This window comes from Novosphingobium sp. BL-S-20 (genome assembly GCF_055521635.1).
In genome coordinates this window covers 619,215-644,906 of the sequence record NZ_CM145493.1, presented here as the reverse complement: position 1 = coordinate 644,906, position 25,692 = coordinate 619,215, and the positions used below count along the sequence as shown (strand labels likewise).

The following is a 25,692-nucleotide window of genomic DNA, read 5'->3' as shown; positions in this document are numbered from 1 at the left end:
CAAGGACATCCTTCGCCGGGCGCCGCGACCTGCTTCACCCCTCCGGCTTTACCCCAGCGCCTGGCGCACGACATTCGCGAACCAGGCGATGCCGATGCCGCTGACCTCGTCGTTGAAGTCGTAGCGCGGATTGTGCAGCGCCGGAGACTGCGTCCCGCTCCCCTGACCCAGCCAGCAATAGGCACCGGGACGCGCCTGGAGCATGAAGGAGAAATCCTCCGACGTGAACGCCGCTTCCGGCGCCCGTGCCGCCTCGACGCCGGGAATCGCCGATGCCGCCGCAAGCGCGCGCTCGGCGCAGGCCTCGGTGTTGATGGTCGCGGGATAGTACCTGTCGTAGTGAACGGCGATATCCACTTCGTGGCTGCGCGCGGCCCCGGCCGCCATTTCCCGCAGCGAGGCCTCGATGCGGTCTTGCACCGCAGGCGCGAAAGTCCGCACGGTGCCGGTTACCCGCACTTCGGCGGGGATCACGTTATGCGTCGCTCCCGCGTGCAGCATCGTCACCGAAAGCACCGCGGTCTCCTGCGGCGGCACCCGGCGCGCGACGATGGTATTGAGCTGCATGACCAGATCGGCGGCGGCCAGGATCGCATCCGGAGTCTGGTGCGGCAGCGCCGCATGGCCGCCCTTGCCCAGGATCATCAGTTCGAAACGGTCGGCAGCGGCCATGATCGGTCCGGTGCGGGTCTGGAAATGACCTGCAGGCAAGTCCGGCCAATTGTGCACGGCATAGACTTCGTCGCAATCGAAACGCTCGAACAGTCCGTCCTCGATCATCGCGCGGGCGCCGCCGAGACCTTCCTCCGCAGGCTGGAAGATGAAGTGGACCACACCGTCGAAATCCACCGAGGCAGCGATATGGCGGGCGGCGCCCAGCAGCATTGCGGTGTGGCCGTCATGTCCGCAGCCGTGGAACACGCCGGGGACGGTGCTCTGGTGCGCCAGCCCGGTTTCCTCCTGAAAGCCCAGCGCGTCCATATCCGCCCGCAGCCCGACGGAGCGCGCGGACGTGCCCTTGCGCAAGGTGCCGACCACGCCGGTGCCGCCGATCCCGGTCGTCACTTCCAGCCCCAGTTCCCGCAAGGCGCGCTCGACGATCCCCGCGGTGCGGTGTTCCTCATAGGCGAGTTCCGGATGGGCATGGATATCGCGCCGGATCGCAGTGACCTGCGGCAGCAGCGTGGCAATGGCGGCAAGTTCCTCGTGACTATCCATGGGCGGCATCGGTCCTGCATTGTTTCGACTGTCGCGGCGAAGCTAGGGTGTAAACTCATAAACCGCACCATCGAGGTTTGAGGCAAAATGGCTCAGCGCAAGAAGGCAGGACGAAGGAATATGTCGATATTTCAAGTCCTGCCGACGCAGCGCTGGGCCATTTTGGTCAAATCCCGAAGGGACGCCCGAATGGCTTCCATCTCGAACCAAATCGACCTTGGACGGGCAACCAGCCCGCCCGGCGGCCGCTTCGGCCCGAGCTGTTCGCCATTCGAGCGCCTCGATGGTGCGGTTTATGAGTTTACACCCTAGGCCCGCCCGGCACGTCGCGGCTTCCGACCATGACCCGGTCGGCGGCAGCTTCGACCGGGAAGGCGGAAAATTCGGAACATCCTGCCACCGCGCGCCCGTAGCTTGCAATCAGGGGCGAAAGCGGACGATCCTGCCGCCCCGCACGAGAGCCACGGACATGACGAACATCCTTGCCTTCGATCTTACGAACCCCGGAAATGCTGGAAAGTCGAGCATTCTTCTGGCGCGGGTCCTCTTGGGAGACAGCAGCCTTCCTGCCGTGAATCGCCTGTCCGGCGGCATGATCCACTGCGATCGTACCGAGGTGGGATGCAAGCGCCCCATTCATGCGGATGTGGCTCGCGATGAACGTCATTCCACCGATTTCGCCGACTGACCGGCGCCTGGGAGTACCGCAAGACATGCTGCTCAAGCCCTACTGGACCGAGACGCGGGTCCCCTTCTCATCGGCGAAGGAAGGCCGCGTGCCCGAGCGCGCCTCGGTTGTCGTGGTCGGGGGAGGATTCACCGGCCTGTCCGCCGCCCGCAGCCTGGCGATGCGCGGGATCGATACGGTGCTGCTCGAAGCCGGAGAAGTGGCTGCCGCCGCTTCGGGCCGTAACGGCGGGCACTGCAACAACGGCACCGCCGGAGACCTCGGCGGGCTGGCGGCGAAAGTCGGGCTGGCCGAAGCCAAGCGACTCTACGGACTCTACGACGAGGCCGTCGATTTCGTCGAAGCGACCGTGCGCGAGGAAGGCATCGACTGCGACTTCGTCCGCAACGGCAAGATCAAGCTCGCCGCCAAGCCCAGCCATGTCGAGGGCCTCAAGCGCGCGGGCGAATTCCTGGCCCGCGAGGTCGAGCCGGATCTCGTCTTCCTCGACAAGGCGGCGCTGGAAAACGAAGTGAAGTCCGATGCCTTCCATGCCGGCATCGTCATGCCGCGCGGCGCTCATATGCATATGGGCCGCTACGGCGTCGGCCTCGCCGAAGCGGCGGCGCGCCACGGCGCGGCGATCTTCGAGAATGCGCCCGTCACCGGCATCGAACGCCTTCCGGGCGGACGCCACCGGGTGACGACCCCCAAGGGCAATGTCGTGGCCGAGGCCGTATTCCTCGCCACCGGCCCTTCGCTGCAAGGCCCGTTCCGCTGGATTCGCCGCCGCACGATCCCGATGGGCAGCTTCATCGTCGCCACCGCGCCGCTGACCGACGAGCAGGTAGCCGCGACGATGACCGGACGGCGCAATTGTGTGACGACCAAGAACATCGGCAACTACTTCCGCCTCACCGCCGACAACCGCCTGATCTTCGGCGGCCGCGCGCGTTTTGCCCTCTCCGACCCGTCCAGCGACGCCAAGAGCGGCACGATCCTGCGCCAGACTCTGGACGAGGTGTTCCCGGCACTGGCCGAAGTGCCGATCGACTACACCTGGGGCGGCGTGCTCGACATGACGCCGGACCGTCTGCCCCGCGCGGGCGAGCATCAGGGGCTGCACTATGCCATCGGCCTCAGCGGTCACGGCGCGCAGTTCTCCGGCTTCATCGGCGACCGCATGGCCCGCGTCATCGCCGGAGAGGCCGATGCCAATCCGCTGGCGGGCAAGGCATTCGACCCCATCCCCGGCCATCTGGGGCCACCGTGGTTCCTGCCTTTCGTCGGTGCCTGGTATCGCTTCCTGGACTGGAAAAGCTGACCGTGAACGGGGAGATTCGGCCACGGCACGATCTGCCGCAAGCATGCCAGGATACGGCTGGAAGGCCGTTCGATAGCCGGAAAGCCGGTGTCACTCCCCGCCCCCGCTGACGCAATCCTTATCTCACCTGATCCGCAACGAGGAACGCGAAGATGGCCCTGCGCCCGAAATACATTACGTTCGATTGCTACGGCACGCTGATCTACTTCGAGATGGGCCCGGCAGCACGCCGCGCCTATGCCGACCGCCTTCCCGAACCCGAGCGCATGGACGCCTTCGTGCGCGAATTCTCGTCCTATCGCCTCGATGAGGTGATGGGCGCGTGGAAGCCCTATCGCGACGTCGTGGAAGGCGCGCTGCGCCGCACCTGCAAGAAGCTAGGCGTCGAATACCGCGATGCCGACACGGCCGCGATCTACGCCGAAATTCCGCACTGGGGTGCCCATCCCGACGTGATCGAGCCGCTGAAGCGCGTGGCCGAGGAATTCCCGCTGGTGATCCTCTCGAACTCGATGATCGACCTCATCCCCCATGCCGTGAAGACGCTGGAAGCCCCCTTCCACGCCGTCTACACCGCCGAGGAAGCGCAGTCCTACAAGCCGCGCATGAAGGGCTTCGAATTCATGTTCGACAGCCTGAACTGCAATCCGGAGGACGTGCTGCACTGCTCGTCCAGCTTCCGCTACGACCTCATGACCGCCTACGACATGGGCGTGACGATGAAAGCCTTCGTCAATCGCGGGCACGAGCCGCTGAACAGCTACTACGAAGTCAACGAGATACCCGACATTTCCGGCCTGCCGGGCCTGCTCGGGCTGTGACCGGCAGCATCGCCGCCAAAGCTCCCTTCATCGATCTTGGCGCCTTCGCGGCCGCCGCCGGTTCTCCCAACGGGAAGGACTGGCGCGCGGCCCGCGTCGGTGCGCCGGTGCCTCCGGGCGGCATGCGCGTCGACGCCCTGCTGCTTGCCGAAGGCCACGGCATCGCCACCTGTGAACGGAGCGAGATCGTGCTGGTGCGGGAGGGTATTCTCTCGCTCACCGCCAATGCCGTCACCTTGCGCCTGAGCGCAGGCGAGGCGGCGGTCATTCCGGCCGGCACCACTTTCCATTGGCGGGCGACGACGCCGGTCCGCGCGATCGTCGCAGCTGCCGCCAAGGCGGGACCGGAGGGTACACGGCTCACCCGCATCGACTTCGGCGCGGTACATGAGCCTTCCGCCCGGCCCAATCCCGATCTGCTGGTCGGCGACAAGGAACCGGCCTGCGCCCAGCACGTGGACTTCCGCAGCGCCGATACGCTGTTCTATGCAGGCACCTGGAGTTCCACGCCCTATCACCGCCTGCCGATGACGTACGGGCATTGGGAAATCATGCTGCTGCTGGAAGGCGAAGTCGCGTTCGGCGATGCAGAGGGCAACGAAGCCATGGCCCGGCCCGGCGATCTGGTGATCGTCCCGGCCGGTGAGATCGCCTCTTGGCGGGCGATCGGTGCTACCCGCAAGCTCTTCGTGATCCTGCGTTCCTGACACCTCAGACAGCCACCGACAACAGACGAGGCCGGGCCGCATTCCACAGCGGCCCGGCCTTTTTCTCGTCATGGGGCGGCGCTTCAACGGCTCTGCCTGAACGGAAACGGGCCGGATCGCTGGTGCGATCCGGCCCGCTCTGTACGACCCGCGTTGGGGGCTCGGTTTTATAGGTACTTCAGCCACCAGATGTCGCGGCGGCGCTTCTTGAGGTTCGAGAACCAGCGCGTCGGGAAGTAGAGCGGCACGATCAGGCCGACGTACCAGACCCAGACCCACGCCAGATTGTCGACACCGAAGAACTTGCCCTTGTTCGCGCCCCAGATGGCGAAAGCGATCAGGTAGAGCACTTTCAGCACGCAGAGGTGCAGAAGGTAGAAGAACATCGGCGCCCCGCCCATGACCGAGAGCCACTGCGACACGCGCCCGCCGTCGATCTTCTCGAAGGCAGAAAGCAGCACGAGACCGAGGCCGCAGTTGAACAGCAGGTAGAGCAATGAAGGCGGATACTTGGTGAGCGCCATGAAGCTCATGAAAGTGCGCAGTCCGTCGCCTTCCACCACGAAGCGCGGTGCGTCGCCGTAGACGTTGAGGGCACGCAGGGCGACGAAGGCCGCCAGCATGCCGAGGCCGGTCATCGTCATGCGCTTCTGGCGCACTTCCGGCGCCAGATCGCCCGCGAACCACGGCCCCATGCAGTAGCCCAGCGAGATCAGGCCGATCCAGGGCAGTACCGGATAAGTCGTCTTGAACGTGATCCCCGCGAACTCCCAGGCCTGACGCTCGTGCAGCATCGCCCAGGACGTGAAGAACGGGCTATCCGGGGAGACATGCACGCCGTCGAGCAGGTTGTGCCCGCAGACGATGGCAAGGCCGATCGCGAAGATCGCCTTCCTCGGCAGGTGCAGCAGCGCCGCCAGTGCGATCATCGAGATGCCGATGGCCCAGATCACCTGGAACCAGATCGTCTCGGGCGGATACTTGGCGGTCCAGGCGAAGTTCACGAAAGTGAGTTCGAGGAACATCAGGAACAGACCGCGCTCGATCAGGAAGCGCGAGACTTCACCCTTGGTATGGGTGCGGCCGTAGAGGAAGGCGGACAGTCCGGTCAGCCCAACGAAGACCGGCGCGCAGATCGTGCTGAGATAGCGGGTGAAGAACAGCGCCGGCATCACCGTGCGCGCATCGACCGGGTCAGAAACCTGCAAATGCAGGAACCAGGTCTCGCGCACATGGTCGAGCAGCATGATCACCATCACGAAGCCACGCAGGGCGTCAATGCTGGTCAGGCGCCGGGCGGCGGCCTTCAAGGGTGTGGCTGCAGAGCCGAGTGGCTCAGAGCGGGCAATGGTGGCCATGATTGCGAACCTCCTTTTCAGGCATTGGACAGGAGACTCGGTCCGTTCAGCACCCGTTTTTACCTCGCGCGGAGGATTTTCTGACAATTTTCGCGAGTCCAATGGAACAAAGTGCCGCGAGTTCCAATGGGCATTCGGACTGCACGCCGCGCGGTTCCGTGAAGGTTTCCAGGAAATCACAAGGAACGCGCGCGTTGCACGCGTAAGGGCTGCAAGCCGCGCAGCAGACTGTGCTGCAAACGTGCGTGAAATTTCCCGATCTGCGCATTTGGCACCCCACAATCGAAGGCACCTTTCGATCGAAGCGTGATGCTGTAGACCATGAAGTCGGCGTCCTGCCTGCTTCTGCAAAAACGGCACTAGAGAGACGATCACGCCCATGGCCAATTCCCGCTCCAGCTCAGCCCCACACAGCACTTGCGGCGGCCGGGCGGACATGCCGGAAGCCCGCCGATGAGCGGCAGCGGATTCTCCCGCCGCGCGGCGATGGCCGGCGGCCTTGCCGGGGCCGGCCTGCTGGCGTTCGGCCGGGCGCAGGAAGTGCTGGCGGTGCCCCGGCGCGGCGGTTCGATCCGCGTCGCCACCCAGTCCAGCTCGACGGCGGACACGCTCGATCCGGCCAAGGCCTCGGTCTCGACCGACTATGTGCGCATCGGCATGGTCTACGAAGGCCTCACCACGCCCGACGCCCAATTGCGTCCGGTGCCGGATCTCGCCGAAAGCCTCGAAAGCCGCGACCGGCAGACCTGGGTCATCAAGCTGCGGCGCGGCGTCACGTTCCATGATGGCGGCGACTTCACGGCCGACGACGTGGTCTTCTCGCTGCTGCGCCACAAGGACCCGGCCACCGCCTCGAAGCTCGCCGGCATCGCCGCGGACTTCGCCTCGGTACGCGCCAGCGGCCGCCACGAAGTGACGATCCGCCTGACCGCGCCCAATGCCGACTTGCCCGCGATCCTCTCACAGCCGCAGTTCGCCATCGTTCGCAAGGGCGACACCCATCCGCGCGGCAACGGCACCGGCCCCTTCCGCGTCCGCCACTTCCAGCCCGGCGTGCGCACCGTGGGCGAGCGTTTCGCCGACTACCGGATTCCCGGACGCCCCTATCTCGACCGGATCGAGCTGATCGCAATTCCCGACGAAGTCAGCCGCGTCAACGCGCTGCTCGCGGGCGATTGCCACATGGTCAACGCGGTCAATCCCCGTTCGATCCGCCGCATCGAGGCAAGCGGCAGCCACCGGGTGATGGCCACGCCCTCGGGTCTCTATACCGACCTCATCATGCGCGCCGACGCCGCACCCACCGGCAATCCGCATTTCGTGGAAGCGATCAAGCACCTGATCGACCGGCCGCTGGTCAAGCGCGCGCTGTTCCGGGGCCATGCGACGATCGGCAACGACCAGCCGATCCCGCCCTTCCACCCCTATTACAACCCGAACATCCCGCAGACCGCGCTCGATCTCGACCGGGCGCGCTGGCACATCGCCAAGGCCGGTCTCAAGGGTGTGCGCGTGCCGCTCTACTGCTCGCCCGCCGCCGAAGGCTCGGTCGACATGGCCTCGATCCTCCAGGAATTCGGCGCCCAGGCTGGGCTGGAACTGGCGGTCAACCGCGTGCCGGCGGACGGCTACTGGTCGACCCACTGGATGCGCCATCCGATGACCTTCGGCAACACCAACCCCCGCCCGACGGCGGACCTGCTGTTCAGCCAGTTCTACAAGTCCGACGGCGACTGGAACGAGACCGGCTGGAAGAACGAGCGCTTCGACCGCCTGCTGGTCGATGCCCGTTCGCAGCCGGACGAGACCTTGCGCAAGGAAATCTACGGCGAGATGCAGAGGATCATCCACGACAAGGCCGGCACCGCCATTCCCGTGTTCATCAGCCTGATCGACGGCTATGACAAACGGATCAAGGGCCTCCAACCGATCCCGCTGGGCGCCTTCATGGGCTACCGCTTCTCTCGACACGTATGGCTGGACGCCTGATGGCGGGCGCATTCCCCCAAGTGGCCCGCAAGGCGCCGCGCGGCGCCAGCGTGATCCTGCATCTCGTCGCCCGCCGCACCGCCTCGGCGCTGCTGACGCTGCTGCTGGTTTCCATCGTGGTCTTCACCATCAGCGGCCTGCTGCCCGGTGACGCAGCGCAGGAAACGCTGGGCCAGAGCGCGACGCCCGCCCAGGTCGCGGCGCTCCGCCACGAGATGGGCCTCGATCGCCCTGCCCCCGTCCGCTACGTCCAGTGGCTGGGCGGCATGCTCCGCGCCGATCCCGGTCAGTCGCTGGTCGCCAACATGCCGGTGCGCGACATCATCGCCGAGCGGCTGCCCAATTCGCTGATGCTGGCAGGCTTCACCGCCCTGATCGCGGTGCCGCTGGCGCTGGCCATGGGCATCGCCGCAGCCGTCCATCGCGGCGGCAAAGTAGACCGCGTGCTTTCGCTCGCCACTCTGTCGATGGTGGCGGTGCCGGAGTTCCTTGTCGCCACGCTCGGCGTGCTGGTGTTCTCGGTGAAGCTGCTCTGGCTGCCCTCGATCGCGCTGGTTTCCGATGAAGCGAGCCTTGCCGACACCATCCGCTCCTGCGCCTTGCCGGTGATGACGCTGACTTTCGTGGTCGTCGCGCAGATGGCGCGCATGACCCGCGCTGCGATGATCGACCAACTCGACGCCGGTTATGTCGAGATGGCGGAGCTGAAAGGCGTACCGTTCGGCAGCATCGTCCTCTGGCATGTGATGCCCAACGCCATCGGCCCGATCGTCAATGCCGCCGCGCTGTCGCTGTCCTACCTGCTGGGCGGGGCGATCATCGTCGAGACCATCTTCAACTTCCCCGGCCTTGCCAGCCTCATGGTCAATGCCGTCACCAGCCGCGACATGCCGCTGCTGCAAAGCTGCGCGATGATCTTCTGCGCCGCCTACCTGCTGCTGGTGCTCATCGCCGACGTCGTCGCCATTCTCAGCAATCCGAGGCAGCGCGCCTGATGACACCTTTCCTTTCCTTCGCACGGTCGCTGCCACTTCCGGGACGCATCGGGCTGTTCCTGGTCTGCTTCTGGCTCCTCGCCGCGCTCGCCGGACCGCTGCTCGCGCCCTACGCTGTGGGCGCCTTCGTGGACTACGACGTGTTCTCGCCGATGTCGGGCAAGTTCTGGCTCGGCAGCGACTACCTTGGCCGCGACGTGCTGAGCCGCCTGCTCTGGGGCGCACGTTACACCGTGTTCCTCGGCCTTGGCGCCGCGCTGCTGGCCAGCGTGACCGGCACTTCGCTGGCACTGGTCGCTGCCGTCCACAAGGGCTGGGTAGACGAAGTCGTCTCGCGCACGATGGACACGCTGATCTCGATCCCGTCGAAAATCTTCGCGCTGGTCATGGTCGCGGCTTTCGGCTCCTCGCTCTGGCTGCTGCTGCTGATCGCTGCGGTGACCTACGTGCCCGGCAACTTCCGCATCGCCCGCGCCATCGCGCTCGATCTAGCGGCGATGGACTACGTGACGTTCGCCCGCGCCCAGGGCGAATCCCCGATCCGCATCGCGCTGGGCGAGATTCTGCCCAACATGCTGCATCCGCTGCTGGCCGACCTTGGCCTGCGCTTCGTGTTCATCGTGCTGCTGCTTTCGGGACTGAGCTTCCTCGGTCTTGGCGTACAGCCGCCCCATGCCGACCTCGGCTCGCTGGTGCGCGAGAACATCTCCGGCATTACCGAGGGCGCCCCGGCGATCATTGCGCCAGCCCTTGCCATCGCCACGCTGACCGTCGGCGCCAACCTGCTGATCGACGCGCTCAAGAAGGGGAAAGCGGCATGAGCCTGGCCTTACGCGAAACCCACCTGAACCCCGCCCGGCGCGGACAGGTATCGGTCTCCGGCCTGCGCATCGTCGTCGGTCCGCCCGACGCCGAGCGCGCCATCGTCGAGGATGTCAGCTTCACGGTCGAACCCGGCCGGACGCTGGCGCTGATCGGCGAATCCGGTTCCGGTAAATCGACCATCGCCCTCTCGCTTGCCGGCTACGCCCGCCCCGGCGCACGCATTGCAGGAGGGACCATCGAAGTCGGCGGCGAGCGTGTCGACCTGATGGACGGCAAGGCCCTACGCGCCTTGCGCGGACGCCGCGTCGCCTATGTGGCGCAGAGCGCGGCGGCGGCTTTCAACCCCTCGCGCACGATCATGGCGCAAGTGATCGAGCCACTGCTCGTCCACCGCCTTGCCAGCCGCAAGGAGGCGATGGCGCGGGCGCGGAGCATTTTCGCCAGCCTCTCGCTGCCGGACCCCGAGAACATCGGCGAGCGCTATCCTCACCAGCTTTCCGGCGGCCAGCTCCAGCGCCTGATGGCGGCAATGGCGCTCATCACCGGCCCCGAACTGCTGATCTTCGACGAGCCGACCACCGCGCTCGACGTGACCACCCAGGTCGAAGTGCTGAAAGCCTTCAAGGCTGCGATTGCCGAGAGCGGCGCCACCGCCGTCTACGTCTGCCACGACCTGCCGGTCGTCGCGCAGATGGCGGACGAAGTGCTGGTACTCCAGAACGGGCGCACCAGGGAGGCGGGATCGCTCGGCGCCGTTTTCGACAGCCCCACCGATCCCTATACCCGCGCCCTGCTCGCCGCCGCCGACCATGGCGGCCTCACCCGCCTGCCCCGGCCCGAGCAGGAATGCGTGCCCCTGCTGCAGATCGACGGCCTTTCCGCAGGCTATGGCAAGATCCGCGACGGACGGCCCGAAGTGCCGATCCTCGAAGACGTCTCGCTGCTCTGCGGACGCGGCGAGGCAGTTGGCGTCATCGGCGAATCCGGTTCGGGCAAATCGACCCTTGCCAAAGTCGTCGCCGGGCTGGTCCCACGCGCCGATGGCGAGGTGCTGCTGGACGGCACCCCGCTTCCCGCGGGCCTTGGCGGGCGCAGCCGTGAGCAGTTTCGCAAGGTGCAGCTGGTGTTCCAGCATGCCGAAACCGCGCTCAATCCGGTCAAGACGGTGGGCGAACTGCTCGCCCGACCACTGGCGCTCCACCACGGCATTCGCGGCGCTGCCGCGCAGAAGCGCGTGGCCCAGTTGCTCGACCTGATCCAGCTTCCCGCCGCCACTGCCACGCGCAATATCCGCGCGCTCTCGGGCGGGCAGAAGCAGCGCGTCAACCTCGCCCGCGCGCTCGCCGCCGAGCCGGAACTGCTGATCTGCGACGAGGTGACCTCCGCGCTCGACACCATCGTCGGGCAGGCGATCCTCGAACTGATCGACAGCCTGCGCCGTGATCTTGGCATCGCGGTTATGTTCATCAGCCACGATATCTCCACCGTGCGCACCTTCTGCGACCGGATCATGGTGCTTTACGGCGGCCGGGCGGTGGAGAGCGCGACTTGCGCCGCTTTCGCGCGCGGACCACATCATCCCTATACCCGCCTGCTGCTGGAATCGGTGCCGCAGATGGACCCCGGCTGGCTTGCATCGAGCGCCGCCCGCGCCGCCGGGACCGGCCTGCCGCTCGACCGCGAGATCTGCCGGTTCGAGCCGCGCTGCGTCTCGGCCATTCGCGGGCGCTGCAATTGCGAGGCTCCGCCACTGCGGCAGGGCCTGAACCATGCCTGGCTCTGCCACCATCCGGTGGAAGCGCTCGGCACGGAATAATCTACCGTCAAGCGCGCGAGAGCGGCACCCGATGCCACAAGCAGAAGCCTAAGCGCGGCATCACGTAATGAACAGGGCAAGATCAGAAGGCCGGCCACGGCCCTTAAAACTCAAAGGGAACGAGCAATGGCGACTGTGGAAGATACGATTCTGATCCGAGAAATGACTCCCGGCGACATCGAGGGTGCCGTCGAACTTTCCTATGAACAGGAATGGCCCCACCGTCAGGAAGACTGGGAAGCCTATCTTGCCCTGGGCGAAGGGCTCGTCGCCGAACAGGACGGCCGCATCGTCGGCACGACGATGGCCTGGCGCTATGCGCCGACTTACGCGACACTGGGCATGGTCATCGTGGGCAATGCCTTCCAGGGCAAGGGCCTTGGCGGCCGCCTGATGCAGGCCATGCTCGACCGGCTGGAAGGCTGCTCCGTCCTGCTCAACGCTACCGAGGCAGGCGCCCCGCTCTATCGCAAGTTCGGCTTCGAGCAGATCGGCACGATCCACCAGCATCAGGGCACCGCGCCGCTGGTGCCGCTGGCGCAGCTTCGCTCCGGAGAGCGCGTGCGCCCGCTGGGCAGCGCCGACCGGGATCTGGCCGATCTCTACGACCGCGCGACGGGCATGGGCAGAGGCCGGCTGTTCGAAAGCCTCGGCCCCGGCGGCAATGCCGTGGTGCTGGCGCAGGATCATGTGCCGGTAGGGTTCGCCAACATGCGCCGTTTCGGACGCGGCTGGTCCGTGGGCCCGATCGTCGCGCCCGACCTGACCGGCGCCAAGGCGCTCGCCAGCCACTGGATCGGCGCCTACGCAGGCTCGTTCTGCCGTCTCGACGTGCCCGCGGAAGGTGGCTTCTCGCAGTGGCTGGAGGAACTGGGACTGCCCAAGGTCGGCGAGGTCCACACGATGGTGCGCGGCAGTGCCCCGGCCGTCGACGATCATTGCCGCCTGTTCGGCCTCGTCTCGCAGGCGCTCGGCTGATGGCGACGCTCATCCCCTCGCTCGAAGACGCCTCGCTGCTGCGTCAGGCCGCGCTGATCGGCGGTGAATGGCTTGACGCCAAGGCCGTTGCCGGCGCCATGCCGGTCATCGATCCCGCCAGCGGCGAAGCGCTCGGCGCGGTGCCCGATTGCGGCACGGCGGAAACCGAAGCCGCCATCGCCGCCGCCGAAGCCGCATGGCCTGCCTGGCGCGCCCGCACCGCGCATGACCGCGCCAAACTGCTCGAAGCCTGGCACGCCCTCGTCCTCGCCCATGCCGAGGATCTGGCGCGGATCATGACCGCCGAACAGGGCAAGCCCTTGGCCGAGGCACGCGGCGAGATCGCCTATGCCGCCAGCTTCATCAAGTGGTTCGCCGAGGAAGGCCGCCGCGTCGGCGGACGCAATGTCGCCAGCCCGGAAACGAGCCGCCGCGTGCTCGTCTTCGTCGAGCCGGTCGGCGTCAGCGCCGCGATCACGCCGTGGAACTTCCCGGCAGCGATGATTACCCGCAAGTGCGCGCCTGCCCTGGCGGCGGGCTGCCCGGTGGTCATCAAGCCTTCCGACCTTACCCCCCTCACCGCACTGGCGCTGGCCGATCTGGCCCTGCGCGCAGGGATTCCGGCGGGCGTCGTCAATGTCGTCACCGGCCGCCCCGAGGCGATCGGCAATGCCATCTGCGCCAGCCCGGCCGTGCGCAAGCTCTCCTTCACCGGCTCCACCCGCGTCGGCTCGCTCCTGATGAGCCAGTGCGCGGGCACGGTGAAGCGCCTCAGCTTCGAACTGGGCGGCAATGCGCCGCTGATCGTGTTCGAGGACGCCGATCTCGACCTTGCCGTGCGCGCGACGATGGCCAGCAAGTTCCGTAATGCCGGACAGACCTGCGTCTGCGCCAACCGCGTGCTGGTCCATGACGGCGTCTATGACGAGTTCGCCCGGCGGCTCGGCGAAGCGGTTTCCGCACTCTATGTCGCACCGGGCTTCGATCCGGACTCGACCGTCGGGCCGCTGATCAACGCCGCCGCCGTCGCCAAGGTCGAGCGCCATCTCGAAGATGCCCTGTCGCGCGGCGGCAAGGTGGTCGCGCAAGGTTCGGGCCGCGAGGACGCCAACTTCGTGCGCCCGGTGGTGCTGACCGAGGCCGAGACCGGCATGGCCCTCGCCACCGAGGAAACCTTCGGCCCGATCGCCCCCCTGTTCCGCTTCGCCGCCGAGGACGAGGCGCTCCGCATGGCCAACGACACCCCCTACGGTCTTGCCAGCTACTTCTTCACCCGCGACCTCGCCCGCGCCTTCCGCGTGGCCGAGGGGCTGGAGGCGGGCATGATCGCGCTGAACACCGGCTCGATTGCCATGGAAATGGCCCCGTTCGGCGGCATCAAGCAATCGGGCCTCGGCCGCGAAGGCGGACAGGTGGGGATCGAGGAATATCTCGAAACCAAGGCCTTCCACATCGGCGGCCTCGAAGGCTGACCGACAGCAATTCCTGATACGAAAGGTTCTCCCGTGAACGCCAGCCGCCGCTATTCGATTGCCGTCATCCCCGGTGACGGCATCGGCAAGGAAGTCATGCCCGAGGGCGTTCGCGTACTGGAAGCGGCCGCGCGCCGCTTCGGCTTCGCGCTCGACCTGCAATGGCACGATTTCGCCTCCTGCGACTATTACCTGAAGCATGGCGAGATGATGCCGCAGGACTGGAAGGCGCGGATCGGCAAGGTCGATGCGCTGTTCTTCGGCGCGGTGGGCTGGCCGGATACGGTGCCCGACCATGTCTCGCTCTGGGGATCGCTGCTCCAGTTCCGCCGCGAATACGACCAGTACGTCAACTTGCGCCCCGTGCGCCTGATGCCCGGCGTGCCCTGCCCGCTGGCGGGCCGCAAGCCCGGCGATATCGACTTCTGGGTCGTGCGCGAGAACACCGAGGGCGAATACAGCGCCGTCGGCGGCCACATGTTCCCCGGCACCGAGCGCGAAATCGTGATGCAGGAAACAGTCATGACCCGCTTCGGTGTCGACCGCGTGCTGCGTTATGCCTTCGATCTTGCCAGCAAGCGCGAGCGCGGCCACCTCACCAGCGCCACCAAGTCCAACGGCATCGCCATCACCATGCCGTTCTGGGACCAGCGCGTGGAAGCCATCGCCGCCGAATTCCCCGGCGTCACCCATGACAAGTACCATATCGACATCCTGACCGCACAGTTCGTGCTGAACCCGCAGCGCTTCGACGTGGTGGTCGCCTCCAACCTCTTCGGTGATATCCTCAGCGACCTTGGCCCGGCCTGCACCGGCACCATCGGCGTCGCCCCTTCGGGCAACATCAATCCGGACGGCACCCACCCCTCGCTGTTCGAGCCGGTCCACGGTTCCGCGCCCGATATCGCGGGCAAGGGCATCGCCAATCCGGTCGGCCAGATCTGGTCGGCGGCGATGATGCTGGAGCACCTCGGCGAAGCAGAAGCTGCCGCAGCGATCATGGCCGCCATCGAGGCCGTGCTGTCCACCCCGGCAGGCCGCACCGGAGACCTTGGCGGCAGCGCCAATACGCTCCATTGCGGCAAGGCGATCGCCGAATCCATCTGACTTTTGCAGTGCGGCATTAAATGCCGCACTGCCCCCTCCAAATGGTGCGGAAGGCACCGCAAGACCCCAGTTTCAGCGCAACAGACCGATCCTGCGGCATAATCTGTGCCCATGACTGAAGCGCACGATCCCCGGTTCGCCCGATCCCACAACCAGGCCCTGCTGGAACTAGACCGCCGGCACCTGATCCACCCGGTCACCTCCTTCCGAGGGCACGAGCGCCACGGCGCGAAGATTCTCGAATCCGGCGACGGCATGTGGCTGACAGATATCGGCGGTCGCCGCGTGCTCGATGCCTTCGCGGGCCTGTGGTGCGTGAATGTCGGCTACGGCCAGGAAAGCATCGTCGAAGCCGCTGCCGAGCAGATGCGCCGCCTGCCTTACGCCACCGGCTACTTCCACTTCGGCAGCGAACCCGCGATCCGGCTGGCCGACGAACTGACCTCGCTCGCCCCCGAAGGCCTCGGCCATGTGTTCTTCACGCTGGGCGGATCTGACGCGGTCGACAGCGCAGTCCGCTATATCGTCCATTACTTCAATGCCATCGGCAAACCGGAAAAGAAGCAGTTCATCGCTCTCGACTGGGGCTACCACGGCTCCAGCTCGACCGGCGCGGGCCTTACCGCGCTCGCCAACTTCCATCGCGGCTTCGACCTGCCGCGCCCCTGGCAGCACCATATCCCCTCGCCCTATCCCTATCGCCATCCCGAAGGGCATGACGATGCCGCGGTGATCGCCTCCACGGTCGCCGCGCTCAAGGCCAAGGTCGAGGAACTCGGCGCCGAGAACGTCGCCGCCTTCTGCTGCGAGCCGATCCAGGGTTCGGGCGGCGTGATCGTGCCGCCCAAGGGCTGGCTGAAGGCGCTGCGCACCGCCTGCGACGAACTGGGGATCCTGATGCTGGTGGACGAGGTCATCACCGGTTTCGGCCGCACCGGCCCGATGTTCGCCTGCGAGGCAGAGGGCGTGACGCCCGACTTCATGACGCTCGCCAAGGGACTTACCTCCGGCTACGCGCCGATGGGCGCCGTGCTGATGGCCGATCACGTCTACGATACGATTGCCGATGCCGCCCCCAAAGCCCTGCCTATCGGCCACGGTTTCACCTACTCCGGCCACCCGGTCAGCGCCGCCATCGCGCTGGAAGTGCTCAGGCTCTATCAGGAAGGCGGCCTGCTCTCGAACGGCGAGCGGGTGGGTATTCGTTTCGCGCAGCACCTCGAACGGATCAGGGCGCATCCCCTGGTGGGAGACACGCGCGGACGCGGCCTACTGGGCGCGATCGAACTGGTCACGGACAAGAGCACGAAAGCGGGCTTTTCCGCCGATCTCGACGTGGGCGGCAGGCTTTCCGCGCTTACCTGGGAGCAGGGCGTCATCGTGCGCTGCTTCGGAAATGCGGTGATAGGTTTCGCGCCTGCCCTGTGCTGCAACGACGGCGAGATGGACATGATCTTCGAACGTGTGGAAGGTGCTCTCGACGCGCTGCTCGAAATGCCCGACATCCGCGCGGCGATGGGTCGCTGAGACCGGATTGCTGATAAGGAAACATCCATGGCGATAGGCCCCAAACTTGACCGGATCGACCTCAAGATCCTCGCCAAACTGCAGGAAGCTGGGCGTATCACCAACGTCGAGCTGTCGGACGCGGTCGGCCTTTCGCCCAGCCCTTGCCTCACCCGGGTCAAGCGGCTGGAGACGGCGGGCTACATCACCGGCTACGGCGCCCATATCAATCTCAACAAGCTGGGCGAATTCCTGACGGTGTTCACCGAAGTCACCCTCGGCGAACACCGCCGCGGCGACTTTTCCCGCTTCGAGACGCGCATCGCCAAGATCGACGAGATCGTGGAATGCCACCTCGTCAGCGGCGGTTACGACTACCTGCTCAAGTTCGTGGCGCGCGGCGTCACCCACTACCAGTCGCTGATCGAGGAAATGCTCGAAAACGACTACGGGATCGAGAAGTACTTCAGCTACATCGTCATCAAGTCGCCCTTCATCAAGCACCACTTCCCGATCCAGAACCTGTTCGGGGAATGACGGTCCCGCTGCCGCATGGCAGCCTGCGATTTTCCAAGAGCATTTTCTAATCAGATGGAATCACCTGATGACTCGGAAAATGCGGTAAACTAAAATCTGAGAGCAGTTGATCCGATGCAATCGGATCGGAAACTGCTCAAGGCCTGGACGGATATTCCGTCCGGGCCTTTTCCTTGCCCGCCGCGCAGGCGGACCGGGAATTCGCCGGATCGATCGATAAAAACCTCGCAGCGCCCCGAGGGATGCGGCCCCTACCTGCGTATCGACAGGAGTAACCCGGACGGAATGGATCGCCGGGACAACGAACGGAGCCCCCGATGCGTCTCTTTGCCCTTGCCGCCCCCGTTGCCGCCGTCATCCTGGCGGCCATGCCCGCCAGCGCCTTTGCCCATCCCAAGCTGCTGAGCTCCACGCCTGCCGCTAATGCGGCGGTCGCCAAGCCGACCTCGATCACCCTGAATTTCTCCGAAGACCTCGTCGGCCCGCTTTCGGGCATCGATCTGGTGATGACCGGCATGCCGGGCATGGCGAACCACCAGCCCATGCCGATCAAGGGAATCACCGCCAAGGCCAAGGGCAAGACGCTGACCGTCGCCCTGCCCCGCCCGCTGCCCACCGGCTCCTACCAGCTTACCTGGCACGCCGTCGCCGCGGACCAGCACCGCATCGAGGGCAGCTACACCTTCACCGTCCGCTGATCCCATGGAAAACGGCAGCCTAGTCGCCGCACGCTTCGTCAGCTATGCGCTCCTGCTGGCGGCGGCGGGACTGCCGTTTCATGCCCTGATCGACCGCTGTTCCCGGTTCGGCCGGAGCGAACGGCTACTCATCGCCGCCGTAGCGGCGGGTGCGGCGATCGCCTCCCTGTGGTGGTGCATCGCCAATATCGCCGCCATGGCGGGAATTCCCCCGACACAGCTCGACCGCGAGACGTTCTTCGCCGTGCTTGAGGCAACACCCCTCGCTGCGCTGCTGAAACTGCGCCTGGCTGCGCTTGGCCTCATGCTACTCCTGCTCGCCGCCCGGCCGAAGCCGGTGTTGCTGGCACCGATCGGTCTGCTCGCGCTGGCAAGTGCGGCCTGGGCAGGTCATGCGGGCGCAGGCGAAGGCACCGCCGGGATGGTCCTGCGGGTGAGCGACATCCTGCACCTCGGCGCTGCGGCGCTCTGGCTCGGCGCGCTGCTGGCTTTCACGGCCGGATTCTTCCATCTGCGCGACGAGGCCGCCGCGCTGCGCAGTCTTTCCGATTTCGCGCGGGCTGGAACAATATTGGTCGCCATCCTCTTCGCGTCGGGCCTTGGCAATGCCTGGCTGATTTCGGGCGGCATCCTGACGTCGAGCCTGTGGAGCGGACTGATCGGCGTGAAAATCGGCCTTTTCGCCGCCATGCTCGGCTTTGCCGCGCAGAACCGCTGGCGACTGGTGCCCGCCTTCGCGGCAGGCAGGCCCGGAGCGGCAGCCCGGCTGCGGCGCTCCCTCCATCTCGAAACGGCCTGCGGCTTCGCCATCGTCGCGGTCGTGGCCATGGCCGGGCAACTCGCGCCGCAAGGGGCGTAAGGGTGTCGGCGGCATCCGATGCCGCCGACAGGATAATTCACGCCACAGCGGCGACCACGATGATCTCCACCTTGTAGTCCGGCGACGCCAGTCGCGATTCGCCGGTGGCGCGGGCAGGAGCCGGAGCATCGGCGATCCACGCGTCCCACACTTCATTCATTGCCTCGAAGTCCGCTATGTCGGCCAGCCAGATCGTCGCCGAAAGCAGATGGTTCTTGCTGCTGCCCGCCTGGGCGAGCAGGGCCTCGATCTCGGCAAGCGCCGTCCGGGTCTGATCTGCCACGCCGTCGCCCGGCTCACCGACCTGGCCGGACAGGTAGACGGTATTGCCGTGAACTACGGCCTCGCTCATGCGGGCGCCTTGGTCGATGCGGGTAATGCTCATGGAATGCTCCTCGATGGGGGTGTTCAGTATCGCGAGATGGCCAGATCGTCCGCCTGGATGGCCGGACGCTTGCCCCCGATGATGTCGGCTATCACATGGGCCGAACCACAGGCCATCGTCCAGCCCAAGGTGCCGTGGCCGGTATTGAGAAACAGGTTGCCCAGCTTCGTCGCGCCGATCACCGGGGTGCTGTCGGGCGTCATCGGCCTGAGGCCGCTCCAGAACGAGGCCTGCGAAAGATCGCCCGCGCCGGGGAAGAGCGTTCCAAGCGAATGTTCCAGAGTGGTGCGCCGCGCCTGCGGCAGATCGTTCGAGAAGCCCGAAATTTCGGCCATGCCGCCAACCCGGATGCGGTCGCCAAGACGGGTGATCGCCACTTTGTAGCTTTCGTCCAACAGGGTCGAAACCGGCGCGCGGTACGGATCGGCAATGGGAACGGTGATCGAATATCCCTTCACCGGATAGACCGGCAGGCGAATGCCCAGCGGCGCCAGCAGGCGCGGCGAATGGCTTCCCAGCGCCACCAGATAGGCATCGCCGGACAGTCTTCCCGCCGAAGTCTCGACACCGACGATCCTGTCGCCGGATTTCACCAGCCCGGTGATCGCGGTATCGTTGAGGAAGCGTACCCCCGCCGCCTTGGCCATCTCGGCAAGGGCATTGGTGAACAGGAAGCAGTCGCCGGTCTCGTCGTTGGGCAGACGCAGCCCCCCGGCGATCGGCGCATCGCTGGTGGCAAGGCCCGGCTCGGCGGCAAGGCATCCGGCGCGGTCGAGAATCTCGAACGGCACACCGTCGGCCGCCAGCACCGCCACGTCCTTGTCGATCCCCGCCAACTGCGCCGGATCGCGAAACAGCTGCAAGGTGCCCTGGCTGCGCTCGTCGTAGCGGATGCCGGTCGCCTGCCGCAGTTCGATCAGGCGATCGCGGCTGAATTCGGCCAGACGCACCATGCGGCTCTTGTTGATCGCATAGGCGCGCGCGTTGCAGTTCCCCAGCATCGCCGCCAGCCAGCGCAGCATGGCCATGTCGGCGCGCGGGCGCAGGATCAACGGTGCGTGTTCCATGAACAGCCAGCGCAGCGCCTTGCGCGGAATGCCCGGCGCCGCCCAGGGCGAGGCATAGCCGGGAGAAATCTCCCCGGCATTCGCGAAACTCGTTTCCAGTGCCGGACCGGGCTGGCGGTCGACGACGACCACCTCATGCCCGGCCTGTGCCAGATACCATGCGGAAGTGACGCCGATGACGCCGCTTCCCAGAACCACCACTTTCATCGTCATGCCCTCAAGATTTGCCGGTCCGGCATCGCCCGGGCGGTCGCGGGAAGGTATTCGCGCGCGTAGCGCCGACCGAGCTGCGTGAGTATTTCATAGGAGATCGTCCCGGCATCCGCCGCAAGCCGGTCGAGCGATTGGTGCGGGCCGATCAGCTCGACGGGCGCTCCGGGCCGCAGCAGGGCATCGGGCACCTCGGTCACGTCGAGCGTGATGCTGTCCATCGACACCCGCCCGACCATCGCCGCACGGTACCCGCCGATATAGGCGCTTGCCCGGTTGCCGAGCGCGCGGGGCAGGCCGTCCGCATAACCGACCGGAATCGTCGCGATCCGGGTTTCGCGCTCCGCGCGAAAGCTGCGCGCATATCCCACTTCCGCCCCGGCGGGAATCGTGCGCAGCTGGGCAATCCGTGCTTCCAGTGCAATCACCGGATGCATGGGATTTTCTCCGCCATGCGGCGCACCGCCGTAAAGCGCGATACCCGCCCGCACGAGATCGAAGTGCCCGCGCGCCAGAAAGGCCCCGCCGCTGTTGTACAGCGCGCGCGGGACGCCCGGAAAGTGGCTGGCGATGGCTTCGAAACGCAAGGTCTGGTCATGGTTCGCCGGATCGCCGGGATCGTCCGCGCAGGCGAGATGGCTCATCAGCAGCACCAGCTCGACCGGCTCCAGCAGATTCCTCGCCTGCGACAAGGCCACAAGCTCCTCGGGGGAAAAGCCCATCCGCGACATGCCGGTATCCACCTGAAGCGCCGCGGGCAGACGGCTTCCCCAGCGCCGTGCCAGCGCCGACCAGCGCTCCAGCTGGTCCAGCGAATTCAGCACCGGAACGGCGCCCAGCGCCGCGCAGTCTTCCTCCGCTCCCGGTTGCAGTCCGTTGAGCACGAAGACCCGCGTCTCGCCCGGCAGACCCGCCTTGAGCACGGCGGCCTCGTCCAGCACGGCGACGAAGAAGGTGGTGCAGCCCGCCTGCAGCAGCGTCCGGGCCACCCGCACCGCGCCGAGGCCGTATCCGTCCGCCTTCACGACGGCCGCCACCGGCGTGGGCGCGCTCTGCCGGCAGAGCATCTCGTAATTGCGGAGCAGTGCCTCGAAATCCACGCGAAGCACGGCTCCGGCGGTTGCCAGTCTGGTCATGGGTCCACCCGTGCGGAGTGTTCGGCCCGCTCAGTCAAGCGGGCGATAATAGGCGTAGATCTTGGCGACGTTCTCGCGGCTGTCCCACGAGCAGTCCGCGCCGCGTTCGATGATGAACGTATCGCCCTTTCCGAACGTCGCGGTGCCCCCCGCAGCATCGGTGAACGTGACGCTCCCTTCCAGAAGGTGCATGAGTTCGCTGTGGTGGAAGTGGATCGGCAGCCGGGTATAGGGCGTCGAGTCCCAGATGCCGCATTTCAGCACGGTATCGGCCGAGACGAACTGGTTGCCCGAACGGCAGGATGGAACCTCGCTCAGCAGCACGTCGGCCGCGGGGGGATTGGAGGGCGCAAGCGGTGCCGCATTGTCGATCGCGATGATCCCCGCCTGCGTGCCTTTGCCGCCCAGATAGCGCATGCCGACGATGCGGGTATCGCCGCCGACCTGCCATGCGAAGGCGGTCCCGCGAGAAACCACCGCGCTGGAACCCTGCGCAACGGTCAGGCTGCTCTGTTCGTCCGACAGGGTGAGCGCGCCTTCCTGGACGAATATCCAAGTGTCGCCGCGATCCTCGCGGAAGCGCCCCGCACCCACGCCCAGCGCCGTCACGAAGACCTCGCAGTCCCCGGCGCGGACCGGCACGATCTCCGCATCGGCGCCGAAGGGGTCTCCCGCTTCGCGCGGGATGCAGGCCGCCGCGAAAGGCTTGAGGTCGACGAAACTGGGGCAAGTCGTTGTGGATGTGGCGTTCACCGCATTCTCCATTCGGCGCAATCGTGAGGAAAGGACCTGTCGCACTCCGGACGCAGCACACCGGCGACCGCGATCGAGCAGGCCCTTTTCGATGCTGCCATCGTGCAACCCCGCCCACGGCATTAGGTAGGGAACTTGGGTCCAGCAAGAACGCTCGGCCACCGCGCTCCCGGCCCGTACGGTAGAAGCTGCGGCCCGCCTTTCGTCGAGGCCGCCCGCTCCCACGCCGGATCATTGCGGCTGGCACCCAGCCTGTGCCGAATAGCCTGGGGCATTCGGCGGAATCTTCTGCCGCGCCAATGTCATGTCTAAACCGCCATGGATGCGGGGCCAATCCCGCCTCCGCGCTTGCACTCTACGTCCAACCTTCCCATTCGAGGTCCATGTCCATGAACCCTGCCGTGCTTCGCCTGCCCAGTGACGAAAGCCTTCCCGAGGCCGCCGACGTGGTGGTCGTGGGCGGCGGCATCGTCGGCACCTCGGCGGCCTATTTCCTCGCGCGTCGCGGTCTTTCGGTCGCACTGGTCGAGAAAGGCCATGTCGCCTGCGAACAGTCCAGCCGCAGCTGGGGCTGGTGCCGCCAGCAGAACCGCGACCGCCGCGAAATGCCGCTCTCGGTCCTGTCGATGAACCTGTGGGACCAGCTTGCGCCGGAAATCGGCAAGGACCTAGGCTTCCGCCGCAGCGGACTGGTCTATGCCACCGACGACGAAGCGATGCTGGCAGGCTGGGCATCGTGGAAGCCGGTAGCGGAAGAGTTCGGCGTGAACACGACCATGCTCACCGCTGCCCAGGCCGCCGAGCGCATGCCCCAGACCCGCCGCAAATGGGTGGGCGGCCTGCACTCCGTGGCCGACGGCAAGGCGGAACCCTGGCTGGCCTCATCGGTGCTTGCCGAAGGCGCCCGCGCGCTGGGCGCGACGATCCACCAGCAATGCGCCGCCTTCGGCCTCGACGTCACCAATGGCCGGATTGCCGGCGTCCATACCGAGCACGGCACGATCCGCACCGACGCGGTGATCTGCGCGGCGGGTGCCTGGGCCTCGCGCTTCCTGCGCCCGCACGGCGTTCGCTTCCCCCAGGCCAGCGTGCGCCAGACCGCCCTGCGCACCAAGCCCACCGCCAATGTCGGCGAAGTGCTCTATTCGCCCGACTTCGCGATGACCCGGCGCATCGACGGCAGCTATACCCTGGCGATCAGCGGCCGGGCGACACTGGAACTGACGCCGCAGGGAATCCGCTTTGCGCGGGAATTCATGCCGCAGTTCATCCAGCGGCTGAAAGCCGTGCAGGTCGGCCTCGGCCAGTCGTTCGTTTCGGGTCCGGATTCGCTCTCCGCGCTGTTCTCCGACGATCCGGCGATCTTCACCAAGAACCGCGTTCTCGATCCGGCGCCTATCGGCGGCCTCGTCAAGGCGATCCTCGAAAACGTGCGCGGCACTTTCCCCCAGCTTGCCGATATCGAAGTCGACCACGCCTGGGGCGCCTTCGTCGATTGCACGCCGGACGCCGTGCCGGTGATCTCGCCGGTCGATGCGCTGGGCGGCCTCTATCTAGCCGCGGGATGCTCGGGACACGGCTTCGGCCTCGGCCCCGGCATCGGCTATCTCGTCGCGCAGATGGCGGCGAACGATACGCCTGCGGTCGATCCCTCGCACTTCCGCCTGTCCCGCCTAGTCGACGGATCGAAAGTGGCGGTCGGCGCGCTCTGAAATCCGCTGGATATGAAAAGGCCGGAAGCGAACGTCGCTCCGGCCTTTTTCCTTGCGGTCGCTCCCGTGGCTCAGGCCAGGGCGCCGAAGCCGACGACCGCCTTGGTCTCCAGGAACTCCTCCATCCCCTCGACGCCGTATTCGCGCCCGTTGCCGGACTGCTTGTAGCCGCCGAACGGCGCCTGCGGGTCCCAGGCGGGATAGTTGAGATGCACCTGCCCGCTCCGGATGCGGGCGGCGACGGCCTTCACTTGCACCGGGTCACTGCCCTGCACATGGGCGCCAAGGCCGTAGACGGTCGCATTGGCGATCTCCACCGCCTCGTCGACGTCGTCGTAAGGGATGATGCAAAGCACCGGCCCGAAGATTTCGTCCCGCGCGATCGCCATTTCCGGCGTAACCTCGGAAAATACCGTGGGCCTGGCGAAGAAGCCGTGCTCCAGCCCCTCCGGCCTGCCGGGACCGCCCGCCACCAGTTTCGCGCCTTCGGCAATGCCGATATCGATCATCTTCTGCACCCGCTCGTACTGGGCGCGGTTGGCGATCGGTCCATGCGTGGAGGCTTCGTCGGCAGGATCGCCGACGACGAAGCCGGCCACGGTCTCGGCAGCCAGCCGTTCGACTTCGGCCAGATGCGCGCGCGGAACGATCATGCGCGTCGGCGCGCTGCACGACTGCCCGACATTCCGCATGCAGGAGGCAACGCCCGGCGCGATCGCCCGCGCCAGGTCGGCATCGGGAAGGACCAGATTGGGCGACTTGCCCCCCAGTTCCAGCGATACCCGCTTCACGGTCTCCGCCGCCGCCTGGGAAACGAGCACGCCCGCCCGCGTCGATCCGGTGATCGAGACCATGTCGACTTCGGGATGACGCGACAGCGCATCACCGACATCGGCGCCTGCGCCCTGCACCAGATTGAACACGCCCGCCGGAGTGCCAGCATCCTGCATGACTTCGGCGAACAGGATCGCGCTGAGCGGCGACAGCTCGCTCGGCTTGAGCACCACCGTGCATCCCGCCGCGAGCGCCGGAGCGACTTTGGCGGTGATCTGGTAGAGCGGCCAGTTCCACGGCGTGATGAGCGCGCAGACGCCGATCGGCTCGCGCGCGATGGCGGTGGTGCCGCGCATCGTGATGAAGGGGAATTCCACAAGGTTTTCCGCCGCCACCCGCACATGCTCGGCGGCAAAGGGAACTTGCGCGGCGCGCGCGGCAGAAATCGCGGAGCCCATTTCCAGCGAGATGACTTGCGCGAAAAGCTCGGCGCGCTCGATCAGCAGGGCATGGATGCGCAGCAGGAGAGCATGACGCTCGGCCACCGGCGTCTCGGACCAGGCCGGGAAAGCCGCGCGCGCGGCCATGACCGCAAGCCCCGCATCACCCGCGTTGCCCAGCGCGATTTCCGCGAGTGGCACGTCCCGCGCGGGATCGACGACGACGGCACGGCCGGAACCGCGCGGGTTTGTCCACGCGCCATCGATCAGCATCTGGTCGAGATGGCCGGAGGCGCGAAGGCGGGTGATCGGATCGGTCAAATCGGGAAGTCCTTGCC

General features: G+C 66.5%; 23 protein-coding genes. 15 read left to right on the top strand and 8 right to left on the bottom strand.

Translation table 11 applies throughout. From position 1 onward, the window contains the following. Positions 1-48: 48 nt before the first annotated feature. On the bottom strand, positions 49-1,218 hold the full coding sequence (locus tag ACZ1II_RS02925; protein ID WP_465144306.1) for a M20 aminoacylase family protein: 1,170 nt from the start codon (positions 1,216-1,218) through the stop codon (positions 49-51). Between the two features lie 301 nt (positions 1,219-1,519). After that, complete coding sequence (locus ACZ1II_RS02920) at positions 1,520-1,885, bottom strand: hypothetical protein (RefSeq protein ID WP_465144305.1); 366 nt, start codon at positions 1,883-1,885, stop codon at positions 1,520-1,522. On the opposite strand from ACZ1II_RS02920, the gene ACZ1II_RS02915 reads away from it, so the two are divergent. From ACZ1II_RS02915 to ACZ1II_RS02905, 3 genes are all read left to right on the top strand, one after another. Next, complete coding sequence (locus ACZ1II_RS02915) at positions 1,875-3,209, top strand: NAD(P)/FAD-dependent oxidoreductase (RefSeq protein WP_465144304.1); 1,335 nt, start codon at positions 1,875-1,877, stop codon at positions 3,207-3,209. The genes ACZ1II_RS02920 and ACZ1II_RS02915 overlap by 11 nt on opposite strands. Positions 3,210-3,361: 152 nt before the next feature. After that, positions 3,362-4,030, top strand: a complete 669-nt coding sequence (locus tag ACZ1II_RS02910; protein WP_465144303.1) for a haloacid dehalogenase type II — start codon at positions 3,362-3,364, stop codon at positions 4,028-4,030. Then, on the top strand, positions 4,027-4,737 hold the full coding sequence (locus tag ACZ1II_RS02905) for a cupin domain-containing protein (protein WP_465144302.1): 711 nt from the start codon (positions 4,027-4,029) through the stop codon (positions 4,735-4,737). Before ACZ1II_RS02910 ends, ACZ1II_RS02905 begins: the two co-directional genes overlap by 4 nt. Positions 4,738-4,904: 167 nt before the next feature. Here ACZ1II_RS02905 and ACZ1II_RS02900 read toward each other — a convergent pair whose 3' ends face one another. After that, entirely contained in the window at positions 4,905-6,095 is a 1,191-nt protein-coding gene (locus tag ACZ1II_RS02900) for an acetyltransferase domain-containing protein (RefSeq protein WP_465144301.1), read from the bottom strand. 453 nt (positions 6,096-6,548) lie between these two features. Here ACZ1II_RS02900 and ACZ1II_RS02895 point away from each other — a divergent pair, with 453 nt between their 5' ends. The 11 genes from ACZ1II_RS02895 (at position 6,549) to ACZ1II_RS02845 (ending at position 18,877) form a co-directional block, all read left to right on the top strand. After that, the gene (locus ACZ1II_RS02895) at positions 6,549-8,084 is read left to right on the top strand and encodes an ABC transporter substrate-binding protein (RefSeq protein ID WP_465144300.1); all 1,536 of its coding nucleotides are present in this window, start codon (positions 6,549-6,551) and stop codon (positions 8,082-8,084) included. Further along, entirely contained in the window at positions 8,084-9,079 is a 996-nt protein-coding gene (locus ACZ1II_RS02890) for an ABC transporter permease (protein ID WP_465144299.1), read from the top strand. The genes ACZ1II_RS02895 and ACZ1II_RS02890 overlap by 1 nt, the downstream gene beginning before the upstream one ends. After that, on the top strand, positions 9,079-9,900 hold the full coding sequence (locus ACZ1II_RS02885; RefSeq protein ID WP_465144298.1) for an ABC transporter permease: 822 nt from the start codon (positions 9,079-9,081) through the stop codon (positions 9,898-9,900). Before ACZ1II_RS02890 ends, ACZ1II_RS02885 begins: the two co-directional genes overlap by 1 nt. Next, positions 9,897-11,720, top strand: coding sequence for an ABC transporter ATP-binding protein (locus ACZ1II_RS02880; protein WP_465144297.1), 1,824 nt, complete (start codon positions 9,897-9,899; stop codon positions 11,718-11,720). Before ACZ1II_RS02885 ends, ACZ1II_RS02880 begins: the two co-directional genes overlap by 4 nt. A 126-nt stretch (positions 11,721-11,846) precedes the next feature. Beyond that, positions 11,847-12,698, top strand: coding sequence for a GNAT family N-acetyltransferase (locus ACZ1II_RS02875; RefSeq protein WP_465144296.1), 852 nt, complete (start codon positions 11,847-11,849; stop codon positions 12,696-12,698). Continuing rightward, on the top strand, positions 12,698-14,170 hold the full coding sequence (locus ACZ1II_RS02870) for an NAD-dependent succinate-semialdehyde dehydrogenase (RefSeq protein ID WP_465144295.1): 1,473 nt from the start codon (positions 12,698-12,700) through the stop codon (positions 14,168-14,170). The genes ACZ1II_RS02875 and ACZ1II_RS02870 overlap by 1 nt, the downstream gene beginning before the upstream one ends. Positions 14,171-14,203: 33 nt before the next feature. Next, a complete protein-coding gene (locus ACZ1II_RS02865) occupies positions 14,204-15,277 on the top strand; it encodes a tartrate dehydrogenase (protein WP_465144294.1) in 1,074 nt (357 codons plus the stop codon). Between the two features lie 111 nt (positions 15,278-15,388). Then, positions 15,389-16,804: an aminotransferase class III-fold pyridoxal phosphate-dependent enzyme gene (locus tag ACZ1II_RS02860; RefSeq protein WP_465144293.1), complete on the top strand. Its 1,416-nt coding sequence runs from the start codon at positions 15,389-15,391 to the stop codon at positions 16,802-16,804. A 27-nt stretch (positions 16,805-16,831) separates the two neighbouring features. Continuing rightward, positions 16,832-17,320 (top strand): Lrp/AsnC family transcriptional regulator, encoded by a 489-nt coding sequence (locus tag ACZ1II_RS02855; RefSeq protein WP_207080363.1) that lies wholly within the window; start codon positions 16,832-16,834, stop codon positions 17,318-17,320. 317 nt (positions 17,321-17,637) lie between these two features. Further along, entirely contained in the window at positions 17,638-18,018 is a 381-nt protein-coding gene (gene copC, locus ACZ1II_RS02850; RefSeq protein ID WP_465144292.1) for a copper homeostasis periplasmic binding protein CopC, read from the top strand. 4 nt (positions 18,019-18,022) lie between these two features. Further along, entirely contained in the window at positions 18,023-18,877 is an 855-nt protein-coding gene (locus ACZ1II_RS02845; protein WP_465144291.1) for a CopD family protein, read from the top strand. Positions 18,878-18,914: 37 nt separating this feature from the next. Here ACZ1II_RS02845 and ACZ1II_RS02840 read toward each other — a convergent pair whose 3' ends face one another. From ACZ1II_RS02840 to ACZ1II_RS02825, 4 genes are read right to left on the bottom strand one after another with little or no spacing between them, the layout of a single operon-like run. Further along, positions 18,915-19,262, bottom strand: coding sequence for a RidA family protein (locus ACZ1II_RS02840; RefSeq protein ID WP_465144290.1), 348 nt, complete (start codon positions 19,260-19,262; stop codon positions 18,915-18,917). Positions 19,263-19,285: 23 nt separating this feature from the next. Further along, positions 19,286-20,536 (bottom strand): D-amino acid dehydrogenase, encoded by a 1,251-nt coding sequence (locus ACZ1II_RS02835; RefSeq protein ID WP_465144514.1) that lies wholly within the window; start codon positions 20,534-20,536, stop codon positions 19,286-19,288. 2 nt (positions 20,537-20,538) lie between these two features. Then, complete coding sequence (gene alr, locus ACZ1II_RS02830; RefSeq protein ID WP_465144289.1) at positions 20,539-21,675, bottom strand: alanine racemase; 1,137 nt, start codon at positions 21,673-21,675, stop codon at positions 20,539-20,541. A gap of 30 nt (positions 21,676-21,705) precedes the next feature. Beyond that, positions 21,706-22,428, bottom strand: coding sequence for a cupin domain-containing protein (locus ACZ1II_RS02825; RefSeq protein WP_465144288.1), 723 nt, complete (start codon positions 22,426-22,428; stop codon positions 21,706-21,708). A gap of 383 nt (positions 22,429-22,811) precedes the next feature. Here ACZ1II_RS02825 and ACZ1II_RS02820 point away from each other — a divergent pair, with 383 nt between their 5' ends. Beyond that, the gene (locus tag ACZ1II_RS02820; RefSeq protein WP_465144287.1) at positions 22,812-24,140 is read left to right on the top strand and encodes an NAD(P)/FAD-dependent oxidoreductase; all 1,329 of its coding nucleotides are present in this window, start codon (positions 22,812-22,814) and stop codon (positions 24,138-24,140) included. 71 nt (positions 24,141-24,211) lie between these two features. Here the strand turns inward: ACZ1II_RS02820 and ACZ1II_RS02815 are convergent, their stop codons facing one another. Continuing rightward, on the bottom strand, positions 24,212-25,675 hold the full coding sequence (locus ACZ1II_RS02815) for an aldehyde dehydrogenase family protein (protein WP_465144286.1): 1,464 nt from the start codon (positions 25,673-25,675) through the stop codon (positions 24,212-24,214). Positions 25,676-25,692 lie beyond the last annotated feature (17 nt).

What these genes read in the sequence shown, in the direction of transcription:
- ACZ1II_RS02885 (WP_465144298.1), top strand. Translation starts at nt 9,079, where the DNA reads ATGACACCTTTCCTTTCCTTCGCACGGTCGCTGCCACTTCCGGGACGC.
- ACZ1II_RS02860 (WP_465144293.1), top strand. Translation starts at nt 15,389, where the DNA reads ATGACTGAAGCGCACGATCCCCGGTTCGCCCGATCCCACAACCAGGCC.
- copC (WP_465144292.1), top strand. Translation starts at nt 17,638, where the DNA reads ATGCGTCTCTTTGCCCTTGCCGCCCCCGTTGCCGCCGTCATCCTGGCG.
- ACZ1II_RS02920 (WP_465144305.1), bottom strand. Translation starts at nt 1,885, where the DNA reads ATGACGTTCATCGCGAGCCACATCCGCATGAATGGGGCGCTTGCATCC.
- ACZ1II_RS02855 (WP_207080363.1), top strand. Translation starts at nt 16,832, where the DNA reads ATGGCGATAGGCCCCAAACTTGACCGGATCGACCTCAAGATCCTCGCC.
- ACZ1II_RS02900 (WP_465144301.1), bottom strand. Translation starts at nt 6,095, where the DNA reads ATGGCCACCATTGCCCGCTCTGAGCCACTCGGCTCTGCAGCCACACCC.
- ACZ1II_RS02895 (WP_465144300.1), top strand. Translation starts at nt 6,549, where the DNA reads ATGAGCGGCAGCGGATTCTCCCGCCGCGCGGCGATGGCCGGCGGCCTT.
- ACZ1II_RS02910 (WP_465144303.1), top strand. Translation starts at nt 3,362, where the DNA reads ATGGCCCTGCGCCCGAAATACATTACGTTCGATTGCTACGGCACGCTG.
- ACZ1II_RS02890 (WP_465144299.1), top strand. Translation starts at nt 8,084, where the DNA reads ATGGCGGGCGCATTCCCCCAAGTGGCCCGCAAGGCGCCGCGCGGCGCC.
- ACZ1II_RS02925 (WP_465144306.1), bottom strand. Translation starts at nt 1,218, where the DNA reads ATGGATAGTCACGAGGAACTTGCCGCCATTGCCACGCTGCTGCCGCAG.
- ACZ1II_RS02915 (WP_465144304.1), top strand. Translation starts at nt 1,875, where the DNA reads ATGAACGTCATTCCACCGATTTCGCCGACTGACCGGCGCCTGGGAGTA.
- ACZ1II_RS02870 (WP_465144295.1), top strand. Translation starts at nt 12,698, where the DNA reads ATGGCGACGCTCATCCCCTCGCTCGAAGACGCCTCGCTGCTGCGTCAG.
- ACZ1II_RS02845 (WP_465144291.1), top strand. Translation starts at nt 18,023, where the DNA reads ATGGAAAACGGCAGCCTAGTCGCCGCACGCTTCGTCAGCTATGCGCTC.
- ACZ1II_RS02835 (WP_465144514.1), bottom strand. Translation starts at nt 20,536, where the DNA reads ATGAAAGTGGTGGTTCTGGGAAGCGGCGTCATCGGCGTCACTTCCGCA.
- ACZ1II_RS02875 (WP_465144296.1), top strand. Translation starts at nt 11,847, where the DNA reads ATGGCGACTGTGGAAGATACGATTCTGATCCGAGAAATGACTCCCGGC.
- ACZ1II_RS02840 (WP_465144290.1), bottom strand. Translation starts at nt 19,262, where the DNA reads ATGAGCATTACCCGCATCGACCAAGGCGCCCGCATGAGCGAGGCCGTA.
- ACZ1II_RS02820 (WP_465144287.1), top strand. Translation starts at nt 22,812, where the DNA reads ATGTCCATGAACCCTGCCGTGCTTCGCCTGCCCAGTGACGAAAGCCTT.
- ACZ1II_RS02880 (WP_465144297.1), top strand. Translation starts at nt 9,897, where the DNA reads ATGAGCCTGGCCTTACGCGAAACCCACCTGAACCCCGCCCGGCGCGGA.
- alr (WP_465144289.1), bottom strand. Translation starts at nt 21,675, where the DNA reads ATGACCAGACTGGCAACCGCCGGAGCCGTGCTTCGCGTGGATTTCGAG.